The organism is Arthrobacter sp. Edens01 (assembly GCF_001307035.1).
Lineage (GTDB): Bacteria > Actinomycetota > Actinomycetes > Actinomycetales > Micrococcaceae > Arthrobacter_B.
Window position 1 is genome coordinate 1,469,152 of the sequence record NZ_LKIU01000005.1, and the last position, 19,782, is coordinate 1,488,933.

Consider the following 19,782-nt stretch of genomic DNA (forward strand, 5'->3'; position numbering starts at 1 on the left):
GAGGAAGTTCCGTGGCAGCAGACCAGCCGCTAAGTTCGGCAGTGATTGCCCGTACTGCTGCCCGGATCGCGGATAACGAAGGGCTGGAGGCCGTCAGCATGCGCCGGGTCGCCGGTGACCTGGGCGTTTCGGCGATGGCTCTCTACCGCCACGTGGCCGGCCGGCAGGAACTTCTCCTGTTGATGGCCGACGCCGTGAAGAGCTACTCCCTCCTGCCGGAGGGAGAACACCGGTGGCAGGACATGCTGGCGCACATGGCCGGCTCCCTGTGGCATACCTTTACCACCCACCCCTGGCTGCTGGGCATCATTCTGAGTCCGCGGCGCGTGGTCAATCTGGCTGACCCGGCAGATGTGGAACGCCTGCTCTCCAGTCTCTCCGCTGCCGGCCTGACGGAAGACGAAGGGTTCGACTGCCTGCTGGGAGTCTCAGCTGCAGTCATAGGAACCGTGTCCGTTGCCGCGGCGGCTGATTCAACGCCGGCAGTTCCTGCCACGCCTGTTTCCGGTCCCGACGGGTCAAAGCGGGAATCCGGCAACCTGCAGCCGCACAACCCGGAACCCTATCCGCGGGCAGAACGCTTCCAGCACCGCAGCATCAATGACGAGGTTTCCCGGCAGTCCCTGGACTTCCTGGTGGCCAACTTCATCCGCGGCATCGAATTCAGCGCCCAGGCACCGGGTCCTTCCCGGGAGCCGGTTTTACGGAAGGAAGATCATGCAACTGAAGAATAAGACCGCGATCGTCACCGGCGGTGCAGGAGGCATCGGCCGGGGAATCGTCCGGCGGTTCCTCGCCGAAGGGGCAAGGGTCGCCGTCGTGGACATTGACCAGGATCAGGGTGAGAAGCTGCTGGCTGAGCTCGACGGCGAGGCGATTTTCATTGCCAGGGATATTTCGGTCGAGGCGAACGCCGCTGCAATCGTCGCCGAGACGGTGGAGCGCTTCGGCGGCCTGGACATCCTGGTAAACAATGCGCACGCTTCCAGGCAGGCCTCCATCCTGGAAACCACCAAAGAGATCTGGGACTTGTCCTTCAACACCGGAACGATGGCCACTTTCTACCTCATGCGCGCCGCCTATCCGGAACTGAAAAAGACCCGCGGCAGCATCATCAATTTTGCTTCCGGAGCCGGTATGAAGGGCCTGCCCAACCAGGTGGCCTACTCCGCGGCGAAGGAAGCCATCCGCGCCATTACCAGGACGGCCGCCACCGAGTGGGCAGCTGACGGCATCCGGGTCAATGTAGTTTCTCCCGTTGCCCTGACTCCGGGAATCGTGCAGTGGAGCAAGGCATTCCCGGACGCTTACCAGGAAGTCCTCGACGGTATTCCGCTCGGCCGGCTCGGTGATCCGGAAACGGACATTGCCCCCGTCGTTGTGTTCCTGGGCAGTGAAAACTCCCGCTATATGACGGGACAGACCCTGATGGCAGACGGCGGCTCCATCAAGCTGTACTAAGCGGCTGCTAGCCCGGCACCGCCGTCGCCGCATAACTGGTCACCGCTGAGGTATCGAGAAGGAACTCCGCCTGCTCTCCCACGCCCAGGGACAGTTCGGCTGCGGCGGCCGGGCTGATATCCGCAGCCAGGCCCGCGCCCCGCACCCGAATCCGGTCCCCCTGCGGTTCAAGATCCGTTACGGTAACGCTCAGGACTTCCCGGCCCGGGTCAGCAGTGCCGGGTGCGCCCGGCCTTCGGACCGCAACGGCCGACGGCGGGAACGCCGCCAGGAGCGCGCCGGCGGCCTGCGCTGCAGCACCGGCGTCCGGAACTGTGATCTGCAGTCCATCGGCGGTCACGAGACGGCCGCCGCTAACCCCTCCACGGATTAGATTGAGTCCGGCAAGGCTGGCTGTGAAGGGATTCTGCGGGCGCCGCAGCACCTCGGCGGGCGGGCCGGATTCAACGATCCGTCCTTCCTGCATCACCAGGACCCGGTCCGCGAGGGTGAGGGCATCGAGCACATCGTGGGTGACGATCAGTGCGCTGCGCCCGGCCAGGACACGCTTGAGCAGCCTGCGCATCACTGGAACCGTCTCAACGTCCAGGGCCGCCATGGGTTCATCCAGCAGCAGCAGGTCCGGTTCCGCAGCCAGGGCGCGGGCCAGGGCCACCCGCTGCGCCTGGCCGCCTGAGAGCTCACCCGGCCGTTTGGAGGCGAATGCAGCGGCATCCGTTTCGGCGAGCCAGCGCCGGGCAGCTGCCCGGGCCGCCCTGCGTGAGGTGCCCGTGCTGCGCGGGCCGAAGGCAACGTTCTCCTCGGCACTCAGGTGCGGAAACAGGAGCGCTTCCTGGGCGAGGAGGGACGTTCCGCGGCGGTAGGCCGGGAGGGACAGTCCTTTGCCGTTGGAGAGGCTGAAGAGGATGGTGCCGTTCAGCTCAGCGCGGCCGTTCTCTGCCTGCACCAGGCCGGCCAGCAGCGATACAACGGTCGATTTCCCGGCCCCGTTGGGACCGAGCAGAGCCACGGTCTCCCCGTCCCCGATTTCGAAGGCGACGTCCACCCCGCGATCCGGAAGCTCCGCCTGGATTCGCAGTGCCATCAGCCCGCTGCTCCTGCCGGTGCTGAACGTCCCGCAGCGGACCGGGTGGAAGCGGAGCGTCCCGGCGCAGACCGGTAGGACAGCCCCACCACTGCCACAGCCACCACGACCAGTACGAGCGAGAGTGCCACCGCGGCGTCGGCGTCGGCCTCCCGCTGGAGGTAAATCTCCAGCGGAAGGGTCCGGGTTACACCCTGCAGGCTGCCTGCGAAGGCCAGGGTGGCACCGAACTCACCCAGGCAGCGGGCAAAGGAAAGCACTGCCCCGCTCGCCAGTCCGGGGAGAACCAGCGGTACGGTGACCCGGCGGAGGACCGTCCAGGGGCGGGCGCCGAGCGTTGCAGCAACGGCTTCGTAGCGGGTTCCTGCAGTCCGGAGGGCTCCTTCAAGGGTCAGGACCAGGAAGGGCAGTGCCACAAAGGTCTGAGCCAGGATCACCGCCGTGGTTGAGAAAGCGACCTGAATGCCCAGCAGGTCCAGCGTCCCGCCAAGCAGCCCCTGGCGTCCAAAGGTATACAGCAGGGCGATGCCGCCCACCACCGGAGGCAGCACCAGAGGAAGCAGCACCAGGGACCGGACGAGCCGCTTTCCCGGGAACCGCGTCCTGGCCAGGACCAGGGCCAGCGGTACGCCGAGCAGGATGCAGAGCAGGGTGCTCGCGGCTGCGGTGCGCAGGCTCAGCGACAGGGCAGCGAGCGAGGCGTCCGACGTCACCAGGGGGATGAACTCTGCCCAGTTGACCTCAGCGGTCACCGCGGCCAGCGGCAGCAGCAGGAACAGCGCTCCGGCGACGGCGCCGGCCAGCACCCAGCGCGGCAGCGGCACCGTACTGCTAGGGGGCACCAAAACCGGCCTCCTCCAGCGCCGCCTGGCCTTCGGCGCCCCGGATGAACCGGACAAACGCAGCTGCCAGGTCTGCATCGGCGGGGCCGGCGAGCTGAACCAGCGGATACCGGTTCACGGCCTGCTGCGCCTCGGGAAACGGTACCTCCTGGACACTCTCTCCAGCCGCAAGGACGTCAGTAACGTAGACCAGCCCGGCATCGGCTTCTCCGGAAGCCACCTTGCCCAGTACTCCCGTTACCGAAGTCTCTTCACTGACCGGCGAAAGGCGAAGGCCGGCGGCTTCTTCCAGCTCTGCCGCAGCAGCGCCGCAGGGAACCTGCACGGCACAGACCACCACCTGCACACCCGCGCCGGCCAGATCGGCAAATCCAGTGATGCCCGCCGGATTTCCCTTTGGGACGGCGATGGTCAGGGTATTCGTTGCGATGTCCCGGGGTTCACCGGCCGTGAGCCCTCCGTCCACCACCTTGGCCATGTTGGCCTCATCAGCGGAAGCGAAAACGTCCACCGGTGCACCGGCAAGGATCTGGGCGGCGAGGTCTGCGGACCCGGCCACGTTAAGCCGCACCGCAGTCCCGGGATTAGCCGCCTCGAAGTCCTCCGCCAGCCGGGTGAAGGGAGCGGACAGGGACGCTGCAGCAAACACGGTCAGTTGACCGCTTTCCCTCTGCTGCGCGGCCGTGTTGGAGCACCCGGCCAGCACGCCGACGACCAGTGAGGCCGTAATGACCGTACCGAAACGGCACCGGCTCACGGAAGCTTCTTTCCCGGCGGCGTTTCAACGATGACGTTGGTTGCCTTCACCACCGCCGTTGCGGTGGAACCGGGTTCGAGTCCCAGTTCGCGGACGGCCTCGGTGCTCATGAGGGAGACAACGCGGAACGGTCCGCACTGGATCTCGACCTGGGACATCACCTTGTCCGAGATGATCTCGGTAACCAGTCCCACGAACCGGTTGCGGGCGGAGCTCGCGATTTCCGTTGGATCCTCGGGCAGCTGGGACTGCCGGCGGGCAAGCTGGGCCAGTTCCAGACTGTCGATGACCTGTCTGCCACTGGCGTCCCGGTGTCCGGTCAGGGTACCGTTCTCAATCCAACGGCGCACAGTGTCGTCACTGACACCAAGGAACCGTGCAGCTTCGGCAACTCTCAGGCTAGGCATGCAACGACAATAAACCGCAGATGCGTTCATTTCCATTCAGTGCGGAGATATTTGCGGCATCACATCCGGTAGGAGAGCTTGTTCAGTGGCCTACGCAAAGGGAAGGAGCGGCGGCATGGAAGCCGACCAGCAGCTCCGATTCGCGGCGCAGCTGCAGCAGGCTGGATGCGTCTTCGCACTGGAAGAGGCGGACCTGCTTCTACGCGGTGCTTCCTCAGCGAGCGAGGCAGAGAGCCTGCTTCGGCGGCGGCTCACGGGCGAACCGCTTGAATATGTGCTGGGCTGGGCAGAGTTCCTGGGACGGCGTGTGCACGTGTATCCGGGTGTCTTCATTCCGCGCCGGCGCACGGAGTTCCTCGCCGCTGCGGCACTCGAGTCCGCGAACCGCCGGAACGCCCCTGTAATCCTGGATCTGTGCTGTGGCAGCGGCGCACTAAGTACCGTCTTTGCCGCGGCTATCCCCCAGGTGGAACTGCACGCGGCGGATCTAGCGCCGGAGGCAGTCGCCGCCGCCCGCACGAATCTGGGTGGGCAGGCGCAGGTATACCAGGGGGACCTGTTCGACGCCCTGCCCCGGCACCTGCGCGGGAGGATCGACGTAGTTGTTGCCAATGCTCCCTACGTTCCTACGGAGCAGCTGCCCTTCCTCCCCCGGGAGGCCCGTATTCATGAACCCGCCGCCGCACTGGACGGCGGCAGGGAGGGGCTGGAACTGCTCCGCCGGATCGCCGCCCAGGCACCGCAATGGCTAAGCCGGGGCGGGGAACTGCTGGCTGAGTGCAGCGGCGGCCAGGCCACGGACCTGGCTGAGGATTTCGCCGCCGCCGGGTTTGACGCAGCAGTCCGCACCGACACGGACACCGCCACAGCGGTGGTGTCCGGCACGCTGAAGAACCGTTACGTCTAGGCTGCGGGCGCGGCCTGTCCGGCTTCGTTCCCGGCATCGGCCACAGTCCCGGCGCCGGCATCCATTGCTGCATCCGACACCCGGTGCCCTTCGAGGAACTCGGCAATCCGGTTGACTGCGTCGCGGATGTCTTCCTCGGCGGGCAGGATCACGAACCGGAAGTGGTCAGGGGCAGGCCAATGGAACGCAGTGCCCTGCGAGACCAGGATCTTCTGTTCCTCCAGCAGATCCAGGACAAACTTCTCGTCGTCGTCGAACGGATACATGCCCCGGTCCAGTTTCGGAAACAGGTACATGGCACCGGACGCGGGCACACAGCTGACGCCGGGGATCTGATTGAGGAGCCGGCAGGCGAGGTCGCTCTGCTCAGCGAGGCGGCCGCCGGGCTTCACCAGGTCATTGATGCTCTGGTATCCGCCCAGGGACGTCTGAATTGCATGCTGTGCCGGCACGTTGGGGCACAGGCGCAGGGACGCCAGCAGGTCCAGTGACTCCCGGTAGCTGGCGGTGTCCGCCCGCTTTCCCGTGATCGCCACCCAGCCGGCCCGGTAGCCGGGCATCCGGTAGGCCTTCGACAGTCCGGAGAAAGTCAACACCGGAAGGTCACCCGCCAGCGAGGCCGTATGGATGTGTTCTGCACCCCGGTAGAGGATCTTTTCGTAGATCTCGTCCGAAAAAAGCACCAGGTTGTAGCGGCGGGCCAGGTCGACGAACTGCTCAAGGATGTGCCGGGGGTAGACCGCGCCGGTGGGGTTGTTCGGATTGATGATGACGATCGCACGGGTGCGGTCGCTGATCTTGGCTTCGAGGTCGGCCATGTCCGGCCACCAGTTGTTCTCCTCGTCGCAGGCATAATGAACGGCTTCTCCGCCGGAGAGCATCACCGAGGCCGTCCACAACGGATAGTCCGGTGATGGAATCAGCACCTGGTCGCCGGCCTCCAGGAACGCCTGCAGGGTCATTGAGATCAGTTCACTGACCCCGTTGCCAACCCAGATGTCATCGACGCCAATCTGCATCAGTCCGCGGGTCTGGTAGTACTGCGAGATCGCGGTCCGGGCTGAGTAAATGCCCTTGGAATCGCTGTAGCCCTGAGCTCCGCGCAGGTGGTGGATCATGTCAACCACGATTGATTCCGGAGCTTCGAGTCCGAACGGTGCCGGATCACCGAGATTCATCTTCAGGATGCGCTGCCCCGCCGCCTCCATCTGCTTGGCGACGGCCTGTACCGGCCCCCTCAGGTCGTAGCGGATGTTCTGCAAACGGCTGGAATTCTGCATCAGGGGCATGATCGGATTTTCCCACCGCGGCGGCTCCGAACCAAACCGGCACAGGACAAAGCGGTTCCAGGCACCCCACGGCCTGAGGTGTTAGGCGGCGCGGGGAGCGTGCTTTTCCACGTCCGCCGCCGCTTCGCGGACTCCGCGCATCCGGTCGTAGAGGAACGAGAACAGCAGGGCCAGCACCACGGCGATCAGAACGATGATTCCCATCCCGATCAGCCCTGCCTGCAGGCCGGCGGAGGCTTCGGCGTCGTAGTAAAGGATCGCTTTGTTGGCGATAGTCATCTGGTACAGCGGCTCGCCGCGGGCAATAAAGGCGAAGAATCCGGGGAGCGTTTCCAGCGGCACCACACCGGTAGCAGCCGGAAGGCCCATGAACACCACGTAGATCAGCGACAGCACCATGCCTGCGCTGCCGAAGATCGTGATCAGGGCAAAGGTCACTGCGGACACCGTGACGATGGACAGCCAGGTGCTGAAGAAGAACCACCCGCCGTGCGGGATGGGCATGCCCACGGCGTTCGCCACCCACATCATCAGTCCCGCCGTGGGAAGTCCGGCGACGACGGCGATGCCCCACTTGAGCAGGAAATCCACCCAGCGTGCCGGGAGCAGCCTTGGGCCCAGGACGTAGCGCGGCCCCAGCTCCACGGGAAGGACGCCCACGCGGGAGTCCACCAAAAAGTGCAGCGTCACGGACCCGCTGAGGCCCACCACCATCAGCAGGACCGAGTAGAAGAAGGCACCCATGCCCAGCGCGGCGCCGTCGGGAGGTTTCTGGAAGGCCGTTTCGGTGATTTGGATCGGATCCCGCAGCACCTCGGCGGAGGTTCCGTCGATCTTCGGTGCCAGCTGTTCCTGCACCTGTGCCGGGACTCCTGCCTCGGTCAGCTCGGCGTCCTGGCGTTCGGTTGCCTCACCCTGGGCCTGGCGGGCGGTTTCCTCCAGCTGTTCGCCCACACTGGTGCTGGCCTGCTTCAGCGCCGGTTCGACGGCCTCGGCCGCGAGCTGGCTCGCCAGCGGGCTGGCCAGCGGATTGGTGTAAAGGGTGATCTGAGGGCGGCTGGCGTCGCCGTCGGTCAGCGAGGAGGAGACGAGTGATACTGCGGCTTCGGAGAAGTCCTCCTCCACCACCACCGCAGCAAAGACCTGCCCGGAACGGAGCTGGGACTGCGCCTCATCCCAGCTCAGCGGGCGCAGCTCAATTTCATCCGACGAGGAGAAACCATCCTCCATAGTCCTGGTGAGGTTCTCACCGAAATTCTCCTGGCCGGTGGGGGTGTCCGCACCCTGGTCGCGGTTCACGACGGCGACCGGCAGGTGGTTGAGGTTGCTCTCCGGACTGCCCAGCCCGCCGATGTACAGCGCGGAGCCGGCTCCGCCCAGGACCAGCAGGACCAGCAGCGGGAGCAGCCAGGTGCGCGGGGAGAAATAGGCTCCTGCGCGGCTGCCGTTGTACTGGGGGCGCGCGCTGGGTTCTGTGCCGCGGCGTGAGCGTGGTTCGTGTGCGGGCATGGGAACTACCTCCCGGGATACCGCGCGGTGTTACCGCACGTGCCGAACGTTGGGGGAAGCACTATCCCTATGAACGGTACGTGCAGCCTTAGCCGGCGCACAGGTCCAAGGCGGCCCCGGCGGCGTGTGCGGCAGAACTTTCCCCGGGTTAACCGCTGTGGTGCCGGCTGCCGTGCGGCTTCTCTTGTGCCAGCTGCGCCAGGATTCGTTCGAGTTCGGTACGGTCTTCCTCGGAGAGAACGGCAAAGTACTCATCGGCCTGCCGTGCTCTGTCCTCGCGCACTTCGGAGCGCATTTTTATGCCTTCGTCCGTCAGCGAGATGAGGGTGGCGCGCCGGTCGGAGGGATCCGGTCCCCGCTGCACCAGGTTCTTGGATTCCAGCTGATCCACGACTTCCGTGGCCGACCGCGGCGCTATGCGGAGCATCTCTGCCAGGTCTTTGAGCCGCAGTCCGCCCTCGCCTCCGCTGCGTGCCACGGCGTTGAGCGCGCGGAACTGGTGCGGAGTGAGGTCAAACGGTGCCAGCTGCTTCATCCAGCGGCCGCGCAGGCCCCGGAAGGCAGCGTGCATCAGATCGCCCAGGGCGGCGGAGTCGGCGTCGGGGTGCGGCATGTCCCCAGTCTAGCCATTCAATGTATAACCACACTTTGAGGTAGCCGCCGTACTTGTGTGCGGATGTAGACTCCGGCAGACCAGCCAAGCCCAGCCAACCGACTGAGGATAGGACACCGTGCGAGAATTCGTGAAGCTCCCCCGGACGGTCTGGAGCATGGTTGGGTTTACTATCGGGTGGCTGATCCCCTTGGGCATCATGCGGCTGGTCGAGGGCGACGGGCCGCGGCCGGTGGCACTGGCTCTCCTCCTGTCCGGGATCGCGCTGGCTCTGATTGCGTTCATTCATCGGGCCCAGTGGCGCTCCTCCGTGCGGCTTGCCGATAAACGACGGGAGGACGAGGAACGGCGCCGGCAGGCAATGGCCTACCAGGAAGAGCTCGAGGCTCGAAAGAGAGAGTATGAGGCGTTTCGGTGCCGGAATAGCCCGGACCCCTAGGCGGGACCGGACGGCACAGGAAGCGCCAGACTCAAATACACGCTGTTCGGATCCTCGTTGTACCTGCCAAAGGGAGGGCACGCAACGAACCCTGCACTTTCATAGAGCCGACGCGCAGGAGCGAAGAAGTCCACGCTTCCGGTCTCCAGCGAGATCCGCTGAACCGAGCGGGCAGCTGCATCCTCCAGCAGATGCTCCAGCATCAACCGGCCGACGCCGCGGCCGCGCGCTGCGGGGGCTGTCCGCATTGACTTGAGCTCCTCGTGCCCCGGCTCCAGGACGACAAGGGCACCCGTCGCGGCAATGGACTCGCCGTCCCAGGCTACCCATAGTCGAACCGAGGAATGGCGGAGGGCGTCCAGATCCAGGGCATGCCGGCTCTCAGCAGGTGCTGTGGGACGCAGCTCATCCAGGTGGGCCTGCAGGAAAACTGACAGGCGCGGATCCAAGAAGTCCGCGCGGCGCAGCGAAATCGTCATACGGTTCAAACTAGGGGCCGGCACGTGGTGTATGCCTACTGTGACAAGGCGCCCACATATACCCATAAACCACATAATGAGGTAACCTCTACATATCCGCCGGCAGTCAACCCGCCCGCAGCGGACATCCCGCAGGAGGAACCTTGGCAACAACCCACAGCACCCGAGAACGCCCAGGCGCCGGCATGCCCGACGGACCTGGCGCAGTCCCCGGAACCAGCGGCCCCGGCGGAGGCGGCGGAGGACGCGGACCGGCGCGCCTGAACCCTGCCGATAAGAAACAGCTCACCCGCCATCCGGTCAGCCTGCGCCGCATCGCAGCCCTGTTCGCACCGCACACGCGCACCATCGCCGTCGTTGTGCTTCTGATCTCCGCAGCCTCGGTGGTCAACCTGGCCCAGCCATTCCTGGTACGAGCCGTCATCGATGACGCGCTGCCCAACCAGGACCTGCGCCTGCTGGCCATCCTCACCGCCTCCATGGTTGGTGTAGCGGCCCTGACCAGCGTGATCGGCGTGGTCCAGACCTGGCTTGCCACCGCCATGGGCCAGCGGGTCATGCACACCCTGCGGACCAAACTCTTCACCCATCTGCAGGCGCAGTCGCTGGGATTCTTCACCAAAACCCGCGGCGGCGAAGTCCAGTCCCGCCTCACCCACGACATTTCCGGCATGCAGTCCGTCGTCACAACCACCGCAACCGGCGTAGCCTCCAACCTGACAACCACCATTGCCACGGCCATCGCCATGGCTGCCCTCTCCCCCGGACTGAGCCTGATTTCATTGGTGGTCCTCCCGCCGGCCATCTGGCTGTCCCGGCGCGTAGCCAAGCTGCGGCGGAGCATCACCGACGAACGGCAGCGCGAACTCGCCGCCCTGCACACACAGGTTGAAGAGGGCCTCTCCGTGTCCGGCGTCCGGCTGGCAAAGACACTGGGCACCGTCCCGCGCGACGCCGAACGCTTCACCGCACGTTCGGAGAACCTGGTGGGCCTGGAACTGCGCAGCCAGCTTGCCGGCCGCTGGCGGATGGCCACCATGCAGATTGTCTTCGCCGCCATTCCCGCTGTGATCTACCTGGCCGCCGGCTTCCCGGCGACGAGCGGAGGCATGACCATCGGGACCCTGGTCGCGTTCACCGGACTGCAGGCAGCGATCTTCCGGCCCGTAATGGGCCTGCTGGACATCGGCGTGCAGTGGGTGACCGCGCTGGCCTTCTTCAGCCGGATCTTCGAGTACCTGGACCTCGAACCGCAGCTGAAGGCACCGGAGGATCCGGTGCGTCTGGAATCGGGCCGGGTGCGCGGCGAGGTTCGCTTTGAGGACGTGGATTTCGCGTACGACGGCGGCACACCGGTGCTGCGCAACATTAAGCTGACGCTGGCATCGGGAACAACCACCGCGGTGGTGGGAGCGACCGGGTCCGGCAAGTCCACTCTGGCTTCACTGATCCCGCGGCTGAACGACCCAGCCGCGGGACGGGTCACCATTGACGGAGTTGATGTTCGGGATATCCACCCGCAGGACCTGTCCCGGATCGTGGGCGTCGTTTCGCAGGAGACCTACCTGATTCATGCCTCGGTGCGGGAGAACCTGCTGCTGGCTGCCCCTGAGGCCGCTGATGATGAACTCTGGCAGGCACTGCGTGCGGCCCAAATCTCGGCGGCCATCGATTCACTCCCCGAAGGCCTGGACACGCTGGTCGGAGCCCGCGGCCACCGCTTCTCCGGCGGGGAGCAGCAGCGCCTGGCCATCGCGCGGACAATCCTGCGCAATCCCCCGGTGCTCGTACTGGATGAGGCGACCTCAGCCTTGGACAACACCACCGAGGCACAGGTGCAGCTGGCTCTGGAGCAGCTCTCCGCAGGACGCACCACCCTCACCATCGCGCACCGGCTTTCCACGGTCCAGAACGCCGACCAGGTGGTTGTGCTCGACGCCGGGCAGATCGTTGAACGCGGAACTCCGGCCGAACTGGCAGCGGCCAATGGACCGTTTGCCCGGCTGGCCGCACGCCGGGCCGAGGCGCCCGCGTTGAACTAGAACAGCGGAAGGCCAGCCCGATGATGGTGCCGCCTTCCGCTGTTTACGTCGGGACGTGCGCCTAGGCAGGTTCCTCCAGCACCGCCGTCGTGCCCTGGGCGTCCTGCCGGGCCAGGGACTCCCGCAGTCCAGGGCTCCCGCCGCCGCCAAGCCGGGCAAGGTACCCGGCGAACCGGTGCAGGTCCTCGGTGGACCAGGAGCCCAGCACAGCCGGATCGAGCATGATCCCCGTCTGCACGGCCGTCACCCGTTCGGCGGCGGCTGGTGTCAGCACCAGCACCCGGACCCGCCCGTCCGCAGGATCAGGCTGGACCTCGATCAGGCCCAGGACCTCGAGCTGGCGCGACTGCCGGCTGATGACACTCTTATCCACCATCAGCAGTTCAGCCACAGCACCTGAGTGCAGCGGCCCGAACCGCTTGAGCAGCTGGAGCACTTTCAGTCCGAACAAGGACAGCGACGGATCCACGCCCCGGGCGGCTTCACGCATCCGGGAGCGGACAACCTCGGTCAGCAGGCGCAGATTCTGTTCAACCTCGCGCTGCGCCTGCTCACGGGAGAGCTCCTGGGAAGTCACTTTCCGGCGTGTTCGCCGCCCGGCTGCCCGGCCGGTGAGGACGGGTCAACCAGGCCAACAGACCCGGTGGCAGCAGCAGAAAGAGCGTGTTCGGCGGACTCCACCTCCGCAGCGGCGGGACCTCCGGCGGTTGCCTTGGCAGCGGCGGCCTTCTTCAGCTGCACGGCGTTCTGCCGGCCCAGTTTGGCGTTCGGAAGGAAGATAACGGCAATCAGTGTCACGACAGCCAGCGGAACGCTGTACATGAACACATGCCCCACGCCGACTCCGTAGGCACTTTCCACCAGGGCGGCGATAGCAGCGGGCAATTCGGAGATCTTGGGAATGGTGCCGCTGCCGAGGGCGACGGCCGCAGCCGCCTGGTCCGCGGGAGCCAGGGCGCTGATGCCGTCCTTGATGTGGCTGGACACAATAGTGCCAAGCACCGAACCGAGCACCGACACACCCACGGTGCCGCCGAGGCTGCGGAAGAAGGTGACGGCACTGGTCGCGACGCCGAGGTTCTTCACTTCAATGGAGTTCTGGACCACCAGCACCAGGTTCTGCATAAGCATGCCAAGCCCGGCGCCAAGTACGGCCATGTAGACGCCCACCAGCACCAGGTTGGTTTCGTACGTCAGCGTGCCCAGCAGGATCGTTCCGAGGACGGTGAGGACCCCGCCGGAGACCATGATGGCCTTCCACTTGCCCGTCCGGCTGATGACACCGCCAAACAGGGTGGACGCGATGAGAAGGCCGGCCATCATGGGGATGGTCAGCAGCCCGGATTCAGTGGGCGTGGCGCCGCGGGCGAGCTGCATGTACTGGGCCAGGAACACCGAAGTGCCGAACATTGAAACGCCCACCGAGATGCTGGCCACCACGGCAAGCGTGAACGTGCGGTTCTTGAACATGGACAGCGGGATGATCGGTTCCGGGGACTTGAACTCCACGATCACGGCTGCGATCAGCAGGAGGGCGGAACCGGCGACCATCAGGAAGGACGCCAGGGATGCCCAGCCAAACTGGTTGCCGGCAAGGGTCACCCAGATCATCAGCAGCGATACACCGCCGGCGATCAGGACGGCGCCAAGGTAGTCGATGTGGACTTTGCGCTTGGCATGCTTGGGCAGGTGCAGGGTGAGCTGCAGCAGGATGATCGCTGCAATGGCTACCGGAAGGGCGATGAAGAAGTTCCAGCGCCAGCCAAAGGCATCAGTTACGACGCCGCCCAGCAGCGGCCCGCCGACAGTTCCAACAGCCATCACGGCTCCGAAGAGTCCGGCGTACTTCCCGCGGTCCCGCGGGCTGATGATGTCCGCCATGATGATCTGGCTCAGCGCAGCAAGGCCGCCGGCGCCCAGGCCCTGCAGCACGCGGAAGACGATGAGCGTGCCGGTGTCCTGCGAGAAGCCCGCCAGGGCCGATCCGAGCACAAAGATGCCCAGTGCAAGCTGGATGAGGAGCTTGCGGTTGAACAGGTCGGCAAACTTGCCCCAGAGCGGCGTCGAGACGGTCGTCGCGAGCAGCGTTCCCGTAACCACCCAGGTGTAGGCGGACTGGTCGCCGTCGAGGTCCGAGATGATCAGCGGCAGCGACGTGGACACCACGGTGCCCGCGAGGATGGAAACGAACATGCCCAGGAGCAGTCCGGACAGGGACTCCAGCACCTGGCGGTGAGTCATGGTTCCATCGGGCGAAACCGTCCTCTTGGGCGATTTCACCCTCCTGGGCTTCTCGGGCGGGATTGTGGCGCTTTTGGCTGCGGGGGGCATCGGACTCCTGCTGATAGTTGATTCATGTCAACTATACAAGTGGTTGCCTTAGACAACTACTTTCGTGCTGAAGAACACAGTGCCGCATTAGGATTCTGCTGTGCAGAACATTCGAATCGTCAAGAAGCCCGGTTATGCCGTCGACTCAGCAGACCGTGCCCTGCAGCTGATCCTCCTGCTGCAGGAGAACAGCTGGCTGCGGATCGCCGACGCAGCGCGGGCCCTCGACGTAGCCCCGTCCACTGCACACCGGTTAATGTCCACGCTGGTCTACCGCGGATTCGCCCTCCAGGACGACCAGCGGCGGTACTGCGCCGGCCCTGCCCTGCGCAGCGGCACGGCAGCCGGCCCCGACCGTGCACTCATCGCCGCCGCGCGTCCTCATCTGGAAGCACTGGCCCTCGGCCTCCAGGAAACAGTCAACCTCGTGGAACGCGTTGGCACTACCGCCAGATACCTCTTCAGTGCAGAGGGACCGCAGCTGCTCCGGGTGGGCAACCGCGCGGGAACAGTCCTTCCAGCCCATTTGTCCTCGGCTGGGAAAGCGATCCTGTCCACCCTGTCCGACTCCGCCGTCGGCCACCTCTATGCCCGCCAGCCCCAGCCCGGGACGTCGGGCACCGTCCGGGTGCCGGAACTGCTGAACGAACTCCGGGAGGTCCGCAGACTCGGCTACGCCGTGAACATCGGAGGCACGGAGGCGGGACTTGCCGCCGTCGGAGTTCCCGTCTCTGCCTCCCCGCGGCACCAGGCAGTGCTGGGCATCTCGGTCAGCGCTCCCCTGGACCGCGCCGAACGAATCCAGGAAACAGCCACCCTGAGGACACTCATGACCGCAGGCCGGGACCTGGTCCGTGGCCTCGACACGGGCGGACTGATCCCCGGCACTTCCTAACATTCTGCTGTGCAGAATCCTGTACTCCATGTGTTCCGTGCGTCACTACTGTTGGCCGGAGCGCCCCGCGGCGCCAGCAACGTTTCCGGCCCCCGCAGCGGGCCGCCCAACCGCAGGAGCAACAGTGCAGTTCTATTCCGACGGCTACCGTCCCGGCGACCCCGATGTCCGGCCCGCAGCCCCCGGCCGCGAAAACGGGCAAGGCCCCCTGCCTGAGGAAGTCGACGTCCTTGTGGTGGGAACCGGCCCGGCGGGTGTGGTCCTTGCAGCCCAGCTCGCCGAGTTTCCAGGTATCACCGCTCGCATTGTCGAACGCCGGGAAGGTCCGTTGGCGAAAGGCCAGGCCGACGGCGTCGCCTGCCGGACCGTGGAAATGTTCGAGGCATTCGGCCTCGCGGACAGGCTGGTGCGCGAAGCCTACTGGGTTAACGAGACCACGTTCTGGGGTCCCGCAGCCGCCGGAACCGGAATCGAACGCACGGGCAGGGTCCAGGACGTCGCCGACGGGCTCTCCGAATACCCCCACGTGATCGTGAACCAGGCCCGGATGCAGGACTACCTGCTCGAGCACATGCGCAACTCCCCCACCCGCCTGGAACCGGACTACGGACTGGAAGCCACAGCTGTCACCGTCGGAAACGGTGGCGGGTATCCCGTCACCGTGACGCTCCGCCGCACCGGAGGACCGGACACCGGTGAGGAAGTGACGGTGCGCGCCAAGTATGTGGTGGGCTGCGACGGCGCCCGCTCGGCTGTTCGCAAGTCCCTCGGCATCCAGTTGCGCGGCGACGCGCGGAACCACGCCTGGGGAGTCATGGACGTCCTGGCGGTTACCGATTTCCCGGACATCCGGCTGAAATCGGCCATCCAGTCCGCGTCCGGCGGCAGCATCCTCATCATTCCCCGCGAGGGCGGCTACCTGGTGCGCCTGTACGTGGACCTCGGCGACCTTGACCCCGGCGACCGGGACGCACGGAACCGCTTCACCGCCGAAAGCATCATTGAGGCAGCCCGCAGGATTCTCGATCCCTACACGCTCGAGGTCCAGGACATCGCCTGGTGGTCAGTGTACGAAGTCGGGCAGCGCGTTGCAGACCGGTTCGACGACGTGCGGCCGGAGGAACGCGGCAGCCGCTCCCCCCGCGTGTTCATTGCCGGAGACGCCTGCCATACCCATTCGGCGAAGGCCGGCCAGGGGATGAACGTGTCCATGCAGGACGGCTTCAATCTCGGCTGGAAACTTGGAGCGGTTCTTCAGGACCGAAGTCCAGCGTCGCTGCTGGACACCTACTCAGCTGAACGGCAGGTGATCGCGCAGAGGCTGATCGATTTCGATCTGCTCTGGTCCAGCGCCATGGCGGCGAAACCCAGGGACCCGGCCAATCCCGACGGCGGAGGCATGGATCCGGCCGAGCGGCAGGCAATCTTCACCCAGGGCGGGCGCTTCACTGCCGGCTTCGCGACGGAGTACCCGCAGAACCAGATCACCGGTACCGCTGACTACCAGGACCTGGCCAAGGGCTTCCCGGTGGGCGAACGTTTCCACTCCGCCCCGGTCATCCGCCTTGCAGATGCGAAACCGCTGGAGCTGGGGCACCAGGCGCAGGCCGACGGGCGCTGGCGGCTCTATGCCTTTGCCGACGCCGCAGCCCCGGGGGATGCGGACTCCCGGCTCGCCGGGCTCTGCCGTTACCTGTCCGGGGATCCGGCTTCCCCCGTGCGTCTCTATACCCCCGCGGGCGCCGACCCCGACGGGGTCTTCGACATGCGTGCTGTCTACCAGCAGGGACACCGGAGCTTCAGTGTGGCTGACCTACCTGCCTTCCTGCTTCCCCGGAAGCAGCCCTTTGGACTGATTGACTACGAGAAGACGTTCACACCGGACCCGCGTGCCGGGGACATCTTCGACGAGCGCGGCATCGACCGCAGCGGCGGAGCCCTGGTGGTGGTGCGCCCGGACCAGTACGTGGCCCATGTCCTGCCATTGGACGCCCACGGGGAACTTGCAGACTTCTTCGCAGGGATCATGCTGGAGCCTGCGAACTAACCCGCGGAACGCGCATGCAGGTTCCGCCGCGGGTAGGGTCGTACTACCCGGTGCACCACCAGTGAAAGGACCTGCACGTGGTCTCCATTGCCTGGCTGCGCGATGACCTGCGCACGGCGGACAACCCCGCCCTTCTGGCCGCCGTACATGAGGGCGATGCCGCAGCCCTCTACGTCCTGGACGAAGAGACGGAGGGGATCCGCCCCCTCGGTTCGGCGGCGAAGTGGTGGCTGCACCACGCACTGCTGGCTTTGAAGAAGGATCTGTCAGCGCTCGGTATCCCCCTGGTGCTCCTTCGGGGACCAGCGGCCCGGAGCGTTCCCGGGTTTCTGCGCCAGTCGGGTGCCGACCGGATCTTCTGGAACCGGCGCTACGGCGGTCCCGAGCGTGAAGTGGACACCGCCATCAAACAATGGGCCGCCGCCGCCGGACTCCAGGCAGAGAGCTTCCAGGGCTCTCTGCTCCACGAACCCTGGACTGTTCGCACCGGGCAGGGCGCTCCTTACCGGGTCTTCACTCCGTTCTGGCGCACGGTCTCGGCACTGGATTTCCGTGCACCGCTGGACACTCCGGCCAGGTGCGCCGCACCGCCGTCGGGCCTGCCTGCCGGTGAGGACCTCAACGACTGGAACCTTCTGCCCCGCAACCCTGACTGGTCCGCGGGCCTCTCCAAAGCCTGGACTCCCGGTGAAAGGGCTGGACTGGCCTCTCTCCGGGAGTTCCTCGACGGGCCGGTGCAGGATTACGAGGACGGCCGGAACCACCCTGCCACGCCCGGGACCAGCAGACTCTCTCCGTACCTGCGGTGGGGACACCTCAGCCCGTTCCAGGTCTGGCATGCGCTCTCCCGGGTCCGGGGGAACGGCCCGGGTCCGGACGTGTTCGGCACTGAAATCGGCTGGCGCGAGTTCTGCTGGCATCAGCTCTTCCACAATCCGGACCTGGCAACGAGGAACCTCCGCCCGGCCTTCGATGCTTTTCCCTGGGAATGGCCGGAGGATGCCGGTCCGCAGACTCCGCCCATCCTGCGCGCCGGCCGCGCGGCGGATCCGCTGCAGGATCTGGACCCCTTGGATGCCTGGAAGGCCGGACTCACCGGAATTCCGCTGGTGGACGCCGGCCAGCGCCAGCTGTGGGAGATGGGCTGGATGCATAACCGCGTTCGTATGGTCGCCGCCAGCTTCCTGGTCAAGAACCTTGGCGTCCACTGGCGCGTGGGCGAGGAATGGTTCTGGGAAACCTTGGTGGACGCGGATCCGGCCAGCAATCCCGCCAACTGGCAGTGGGTGGCAGGTTCCGGGGCAGACGCAGCTCCCTTCTTCCGTATCTTCAACCCCGTGACCCAGGCCAAACGCTTTGATCCCGACGGCGCCTACATCGCCAGATGGGTTCCGGAAGCGTTGACGCCGTCCTATCCGGAGCCGCTGGTGGACCTCGGGGAATCCCGGCAGCACGCCCTCGACGCGTATGGAAGCATCCGCTAGCCCGCTCCGCCTGCTGCGGTGGCACGAAGCGCAGCGATGACGGCCTCAGTGACTTCCGCCGTTCCGGCGCTGCCGCCAACGTCGCGGGTCCTTATGCCCGACGCCGTGACGGCCTCAATCGCCTGCTCCAGCCGGCGGGCTTCCCCCGGCAGTCCCAGATGGTCCAGCATCAGGGCGCCGCTGGCGATCGCTCCCACCGGGTTGCTGATTCCCCGCCCTGCGATGTCCGGCGCGGATCCGTGCACCGGTTCGAACATGGACGGGAAGCGCCGCTCGGGGTTGAGGTTGGCGCTGGCGGCCAGCCCGAGGCTGCCCGCCAGTGCGGATCCAAGGTCGGAGAGGATATCTGCAAAAAGGTTGGACGCCACCACAACGGACAGGCTCTCCGGCTGCAGAACGAACTTTGCGCTCATGGCATCAACCAGGACGCTCTCGGTTTCCACGCCGGGATAGTCCGCTGCCACCCGGCGGAACACTTCGTCCCAGAGGACCATCCCGTACTGCTGGGCGTTCGACTTGGTCACCGAGGAAACCTTCGGCACAGTCCGGTCGAGAGCCAGGTCGAACGCGAACCGGATGATCCGTTCGCAGCCGGCCTCGGTAAAGAGCGCTGTCTGGACGGCGACCTCGTTGCCGGGCCCGCGGCCGGCAAGGTTCCGCCCACCCAGCCCGGCGTATTCTCCTTCGGAGTTCTCCCGGACCACTATCCAGCCCAAATCGGCAGTGTCTGCCCGGCGAAGGGGGGACTGGATTCCGGGCAGGAACTTCACCGGACGGATGTTTGCCCACTGGTCAAAGTTCTGGGTGATGTTCAGCCGCAGGCCCCACAGGCTGGTGTGGTCGGGCACGTTCTCCCAGCCCACTGCGCCGAAGTAGATCGCATCCGTGTCCTGCAGGAGCTCCAGACCTTTGGGGTCCATCATCACACCGTGCCCGGCATAGTAGGCGCTGCCCCAGGGGTACTCGATCCACTCGAATCGACAGGTTCCCCCTGAGCCGCGCGCCAGCGCCTCCAGCACCTGCTGACCGGCAGCGATTACCTCTCCCCCGATCCCGTCTCCGGGAATTACCGCAATCCGAAAACTCTGTTCCATCTGGTCCTGCCGTCCTGAACACTTCGCCGAATGCGCGAGCCTATCTGCCCCGGCCGGCGGAATGCCACCCCTCTGCCAGGCAACACACATGCCCCGCCCCCC

19 protein-coding genes are annotated in these 19,782 nt (G+C 65.9%); 8 read left to right on the top strand and 11 right to left on the bottom strand.

Annotation, left to right across the window (positions count from 1 at the left end; translation table 11 throughout):
* Positions 1-11: 11 nt before the first annotated feature.
* Complete coding sequence (locus AO716_RS12965) at positions 12-734, top strand: TetR/AcrR family transcriptional regulator (protein WP_055241361.1); 723 nt, start codon at positions 12-14, stop codon at positions 732-734.
* Complete coding sequence (locus tag AO716_RS12970) at positions 718-1,461, top strand: SDR family NAD(P)-dependent oxidoreductase (RefSeq protein WP_055241363.1); 744 nt, start codon at positions 718-720, stop codon at positions 1,459-1,461. Before AO716_RS12965 ends, AO716_RS12970 begins: the two co-directional genes overlap by 17 nt.
* 7 nt (positions 1,462-1,468) lie before the next feature.
* On the opposite strand, the gene AO716_RS12975 is transcribed toward AO716_RS12970, so the two are convergent.
* From AO716_RS12975 to AO716_RS12990, 4 genes are read right to left on the bottom strand one after another with little or no spacing between them, the layout of a single operon-like run.
* Positions 1,469-2,545 carry a sulfate/molybdate ABC transporter ATP-binding protein gene (locus AO716_RS12975; RefSeq protein ID WP_055241365.1) on the bottom strand — a complete coding sequence of 359 codons (1,077 nt, stop codon included), beginning with the start codon at positions 2,543-2,545 and terminating at the stop codon, positions 1,469-1,471.
* Positions 2,545-3,387: an ABC transporter permease gene (locus AO716_RS12980; protein WP_235472083.1), complete on the bottom strand. Its 843-nt coding sequence runs from the start codon at positions 3,385-3,387 to the stop codon at positions 2,545-2,547. The genes AO716_RS12975 and AO716_RS12980 overlap by 1 nt, the downstream gene beginning before the upstream one ends.
* Positions 3,377-4,144, bottom strand: coding sequence for a molybdate ABC transporter substrate-binding protein (gene modA / locus AO716_RS12985; RefSeq protein ID WP_055241369.1), 768 nt, complete (start codon positions 4,142-4,144; stop codon positions 3,377-3,379). The genes AO716_RS12980 and modA overlap by 11 nt, the downstream gene beginning before the upstream one ends.
* Positions 4,141-4,551 carry a TOBE domain-containing protein gene (locus tag AO716_RS12990; RefSeq protein ID WP_055241372.1) on the bottom strand — a complete coding sequence of 137 codons (411 nt, stop codon included), beginning with the start codon at positions 4,549-4,551 and terminating at the stop codon, positions 4,141-4,143. The genes modA and AO716_RS12990 overlap by 4 nt, the downstream gene beginning before the upstream one ends.
* 115 nt (positions 4,552-4,666) lie before the next feature.
* On the opposite strand from AO716_RS12990, the gene AO716_RS12995 reads away from it, so the two are divergent.
* Entirely contained in the window at positions 4,667-5,458 is a 792-nt protein-coding gene (locus AO716_RS12995; RefSeq protein ID WP_055241374.1) for a putative protein N(5)-glutamine methyltransferase, read from the top strand.
* Here AO716_RS12995 and AO716_RS13000 read toward each other — a convergent pair.
* The 3 genes from AO716_RS13000 to AO716_RS13010 form a co-directional block, all read right to left on the bottom strand.
* The gene (locus AO716_RS13000) at positions 5,455-6,747 is read right to left on the bottom strand and encodes a pyridoxal phosphate-dependent aminotransferase (protein ID WP_082413556.1); all 1,293 of its coding nucleotides are present in this window, start codon (positions 6,745-6,747) and stop codon (positions 5,455-5,457) included. The two genes, AO716_RS12995 and AO716_RS13000, sit on opposite strands and share 4 nt — an antisense overlap.
* An 81-nt stretch (positions 6,748-6,828) precedes the next feature.
* Positions 6,829-8,256 carry an ABC transporter permease gene (locus tag AO716_RS13005; protein WP_055241377.1) on the bottom strand — a complete coding sequence of 476 codons (1,428 nt, stop codon included), beginning with the start codon at positions 8,254-8,256 and terminating at the stop codon, positions 6,829-6,831.
* Positions 8,257-8,404: 148 nt separating this feature from the next.
* Positions 8,405-8,869 (bottom strand): MarR family winged helix-turn-helix transcriptional regulator, encoded by a 465-nt coding sequence (locus tag AO716_RS13010; protein WP_055241379.1) that lies wholly within the window; start codon positions 8,867-8,869, stop codon positions 8,405-8,407.
* Between the two features lie 118 nt (positions 8,870-8,987).
* On the opposite strand from AO716_RS13010, the gene AO716_RS13015 reads away from it, so the two are divergent.
* A complete protein-coding gene (locus tag AO716_RS13015; protein ID WP_055241382.1) occupies positions 8,988-9,308 on the top strand; it encodes a hypothetical protein in 321 nt (106 codons plus the stop codon).
* On the opposite strand, the gene AO716_RS13020 is transcribed toward AO716_RS13015, so the two are convergent.
* Positions 9,305-9,787 carry a GNAT family N-acetyltransferase gene (locus tag AO716_RS13020; RefSeq protein ID WP_055241385.1) on the bottom strand — a complete coding sequence of 161 codons (483 nt, stop codon included), beginning with the start codon at positions 9,785-9,787 and terminating at the stop codon, positions 9,305-9,307. The two genes, AO716_RS13015 and AO716_RS13020, sit on opposite strands and share 4 nt — an antisense overlap.
* A 185-nt stretch (positions 9,788-9,972) precedes the next feature.
* Between AO716_RS13020 and AO716_RS13025 the strand changes: the two genes are divergently transcribed.
* Complete coding sequence (locus AO716_RS13025; protein ID WP_055241388.1) at positions 9,973-11,829, top strand: ABC transporter ATP-binding protein; 1,857 nt, start codon at positions 9,973-9,975, stop codon at positions 11,827-11,829.
* A gap of 61 nt (positions 11,830-11,890) precedes the next feature.
* Here AO716_RS13025 and AO716_RS13030 read toward each other — a convergent pair whose 3' ends face one another.
* On the bottom strand, positions 11,891-12,406 hold the full coding sequence (locus tag AO716_RS13030; RefSeq protein WP_055241391.1) for a MarR family winged helix-turn-helix transcriptional regulator: 516 nt from the start codon (positions 12,404-12,406) through the stop codon (positions 11,891-11,893).
* Positions 12,403-14,070, bottom strand: a complete 1,668-nt coding sequence (locus AO716_RS13035) for an MFS transporter (RefSeq protein ID WP_055241394.1) — start codon at positions 14,068-14,070, stop codon at positions 12,403-12,405. The genes AO716_RS13030 and AO716_RS13035 overlap by 4 nt, the downstream gene beginning before the upstream one ends.
* Positions 14,071-14,260: 190 nt before the next feature.
* Between AO716_RS13035 and AO716_RS13040 the strand changes: the two genes are divergently transcribed.
* The 3 genes from AO716_RS13040 (at position 14,261) to AO716_RS13050 (ending at position 18,586) form a co-directional block, all read left to right on the top strand.
* On the top strand, positions 14,261-15,055 hold the full coding sequence (locus AO716_RS13040; RefSeq protein ID WP_055241396.1) for an IclR family transcriptional regulator: 795 nt from the start codon (positions 14,261-14,263) through the stop codon (positions 15,053-15,055).
* 124 nt (positions 15,056-15,179) lie between these two features.
* Entirely contained in the window at positions 15,180-17,102 is a 1,923-nt protein-coding gene (locus tag AO716_RS13045; protein WP_055241398.1) for an FAD-binding monooxygenase, read from the top strand.
* 77 nt (positions 17,103-17,179) lie between these two features.
* Positions 17,180-18,586, top strand: a complete 1,407-nt coding sequence (locus AO716_RS13050; RefSeq protein ID WP_055241401.1) for a cryptochrome/photolyase family protein — start codon at positions 17,180-17,182, stop codon at positions 18,584-18,586.
* Here the strand turns inward: AO716_RS13050 and AO716_RS13055 are convergent.
* Complete coding sequence (locus tag AO716_RS13055) at positions 18,583-19,680, bottom strand: tartrate dehydrogenase (protein ID WP_055241403.1); 1,098 nt, start codon at positions 19,678-19,680, stop codon at positions 18,583-18,585. The two genes, AO716_RS13050 and AO716_RS13055, sit on opposite strands and share 4 nt — an antisense overlap.
* Between the last annotated feature and the right edge of the window lie 102 nt (positions 19,681-19,782).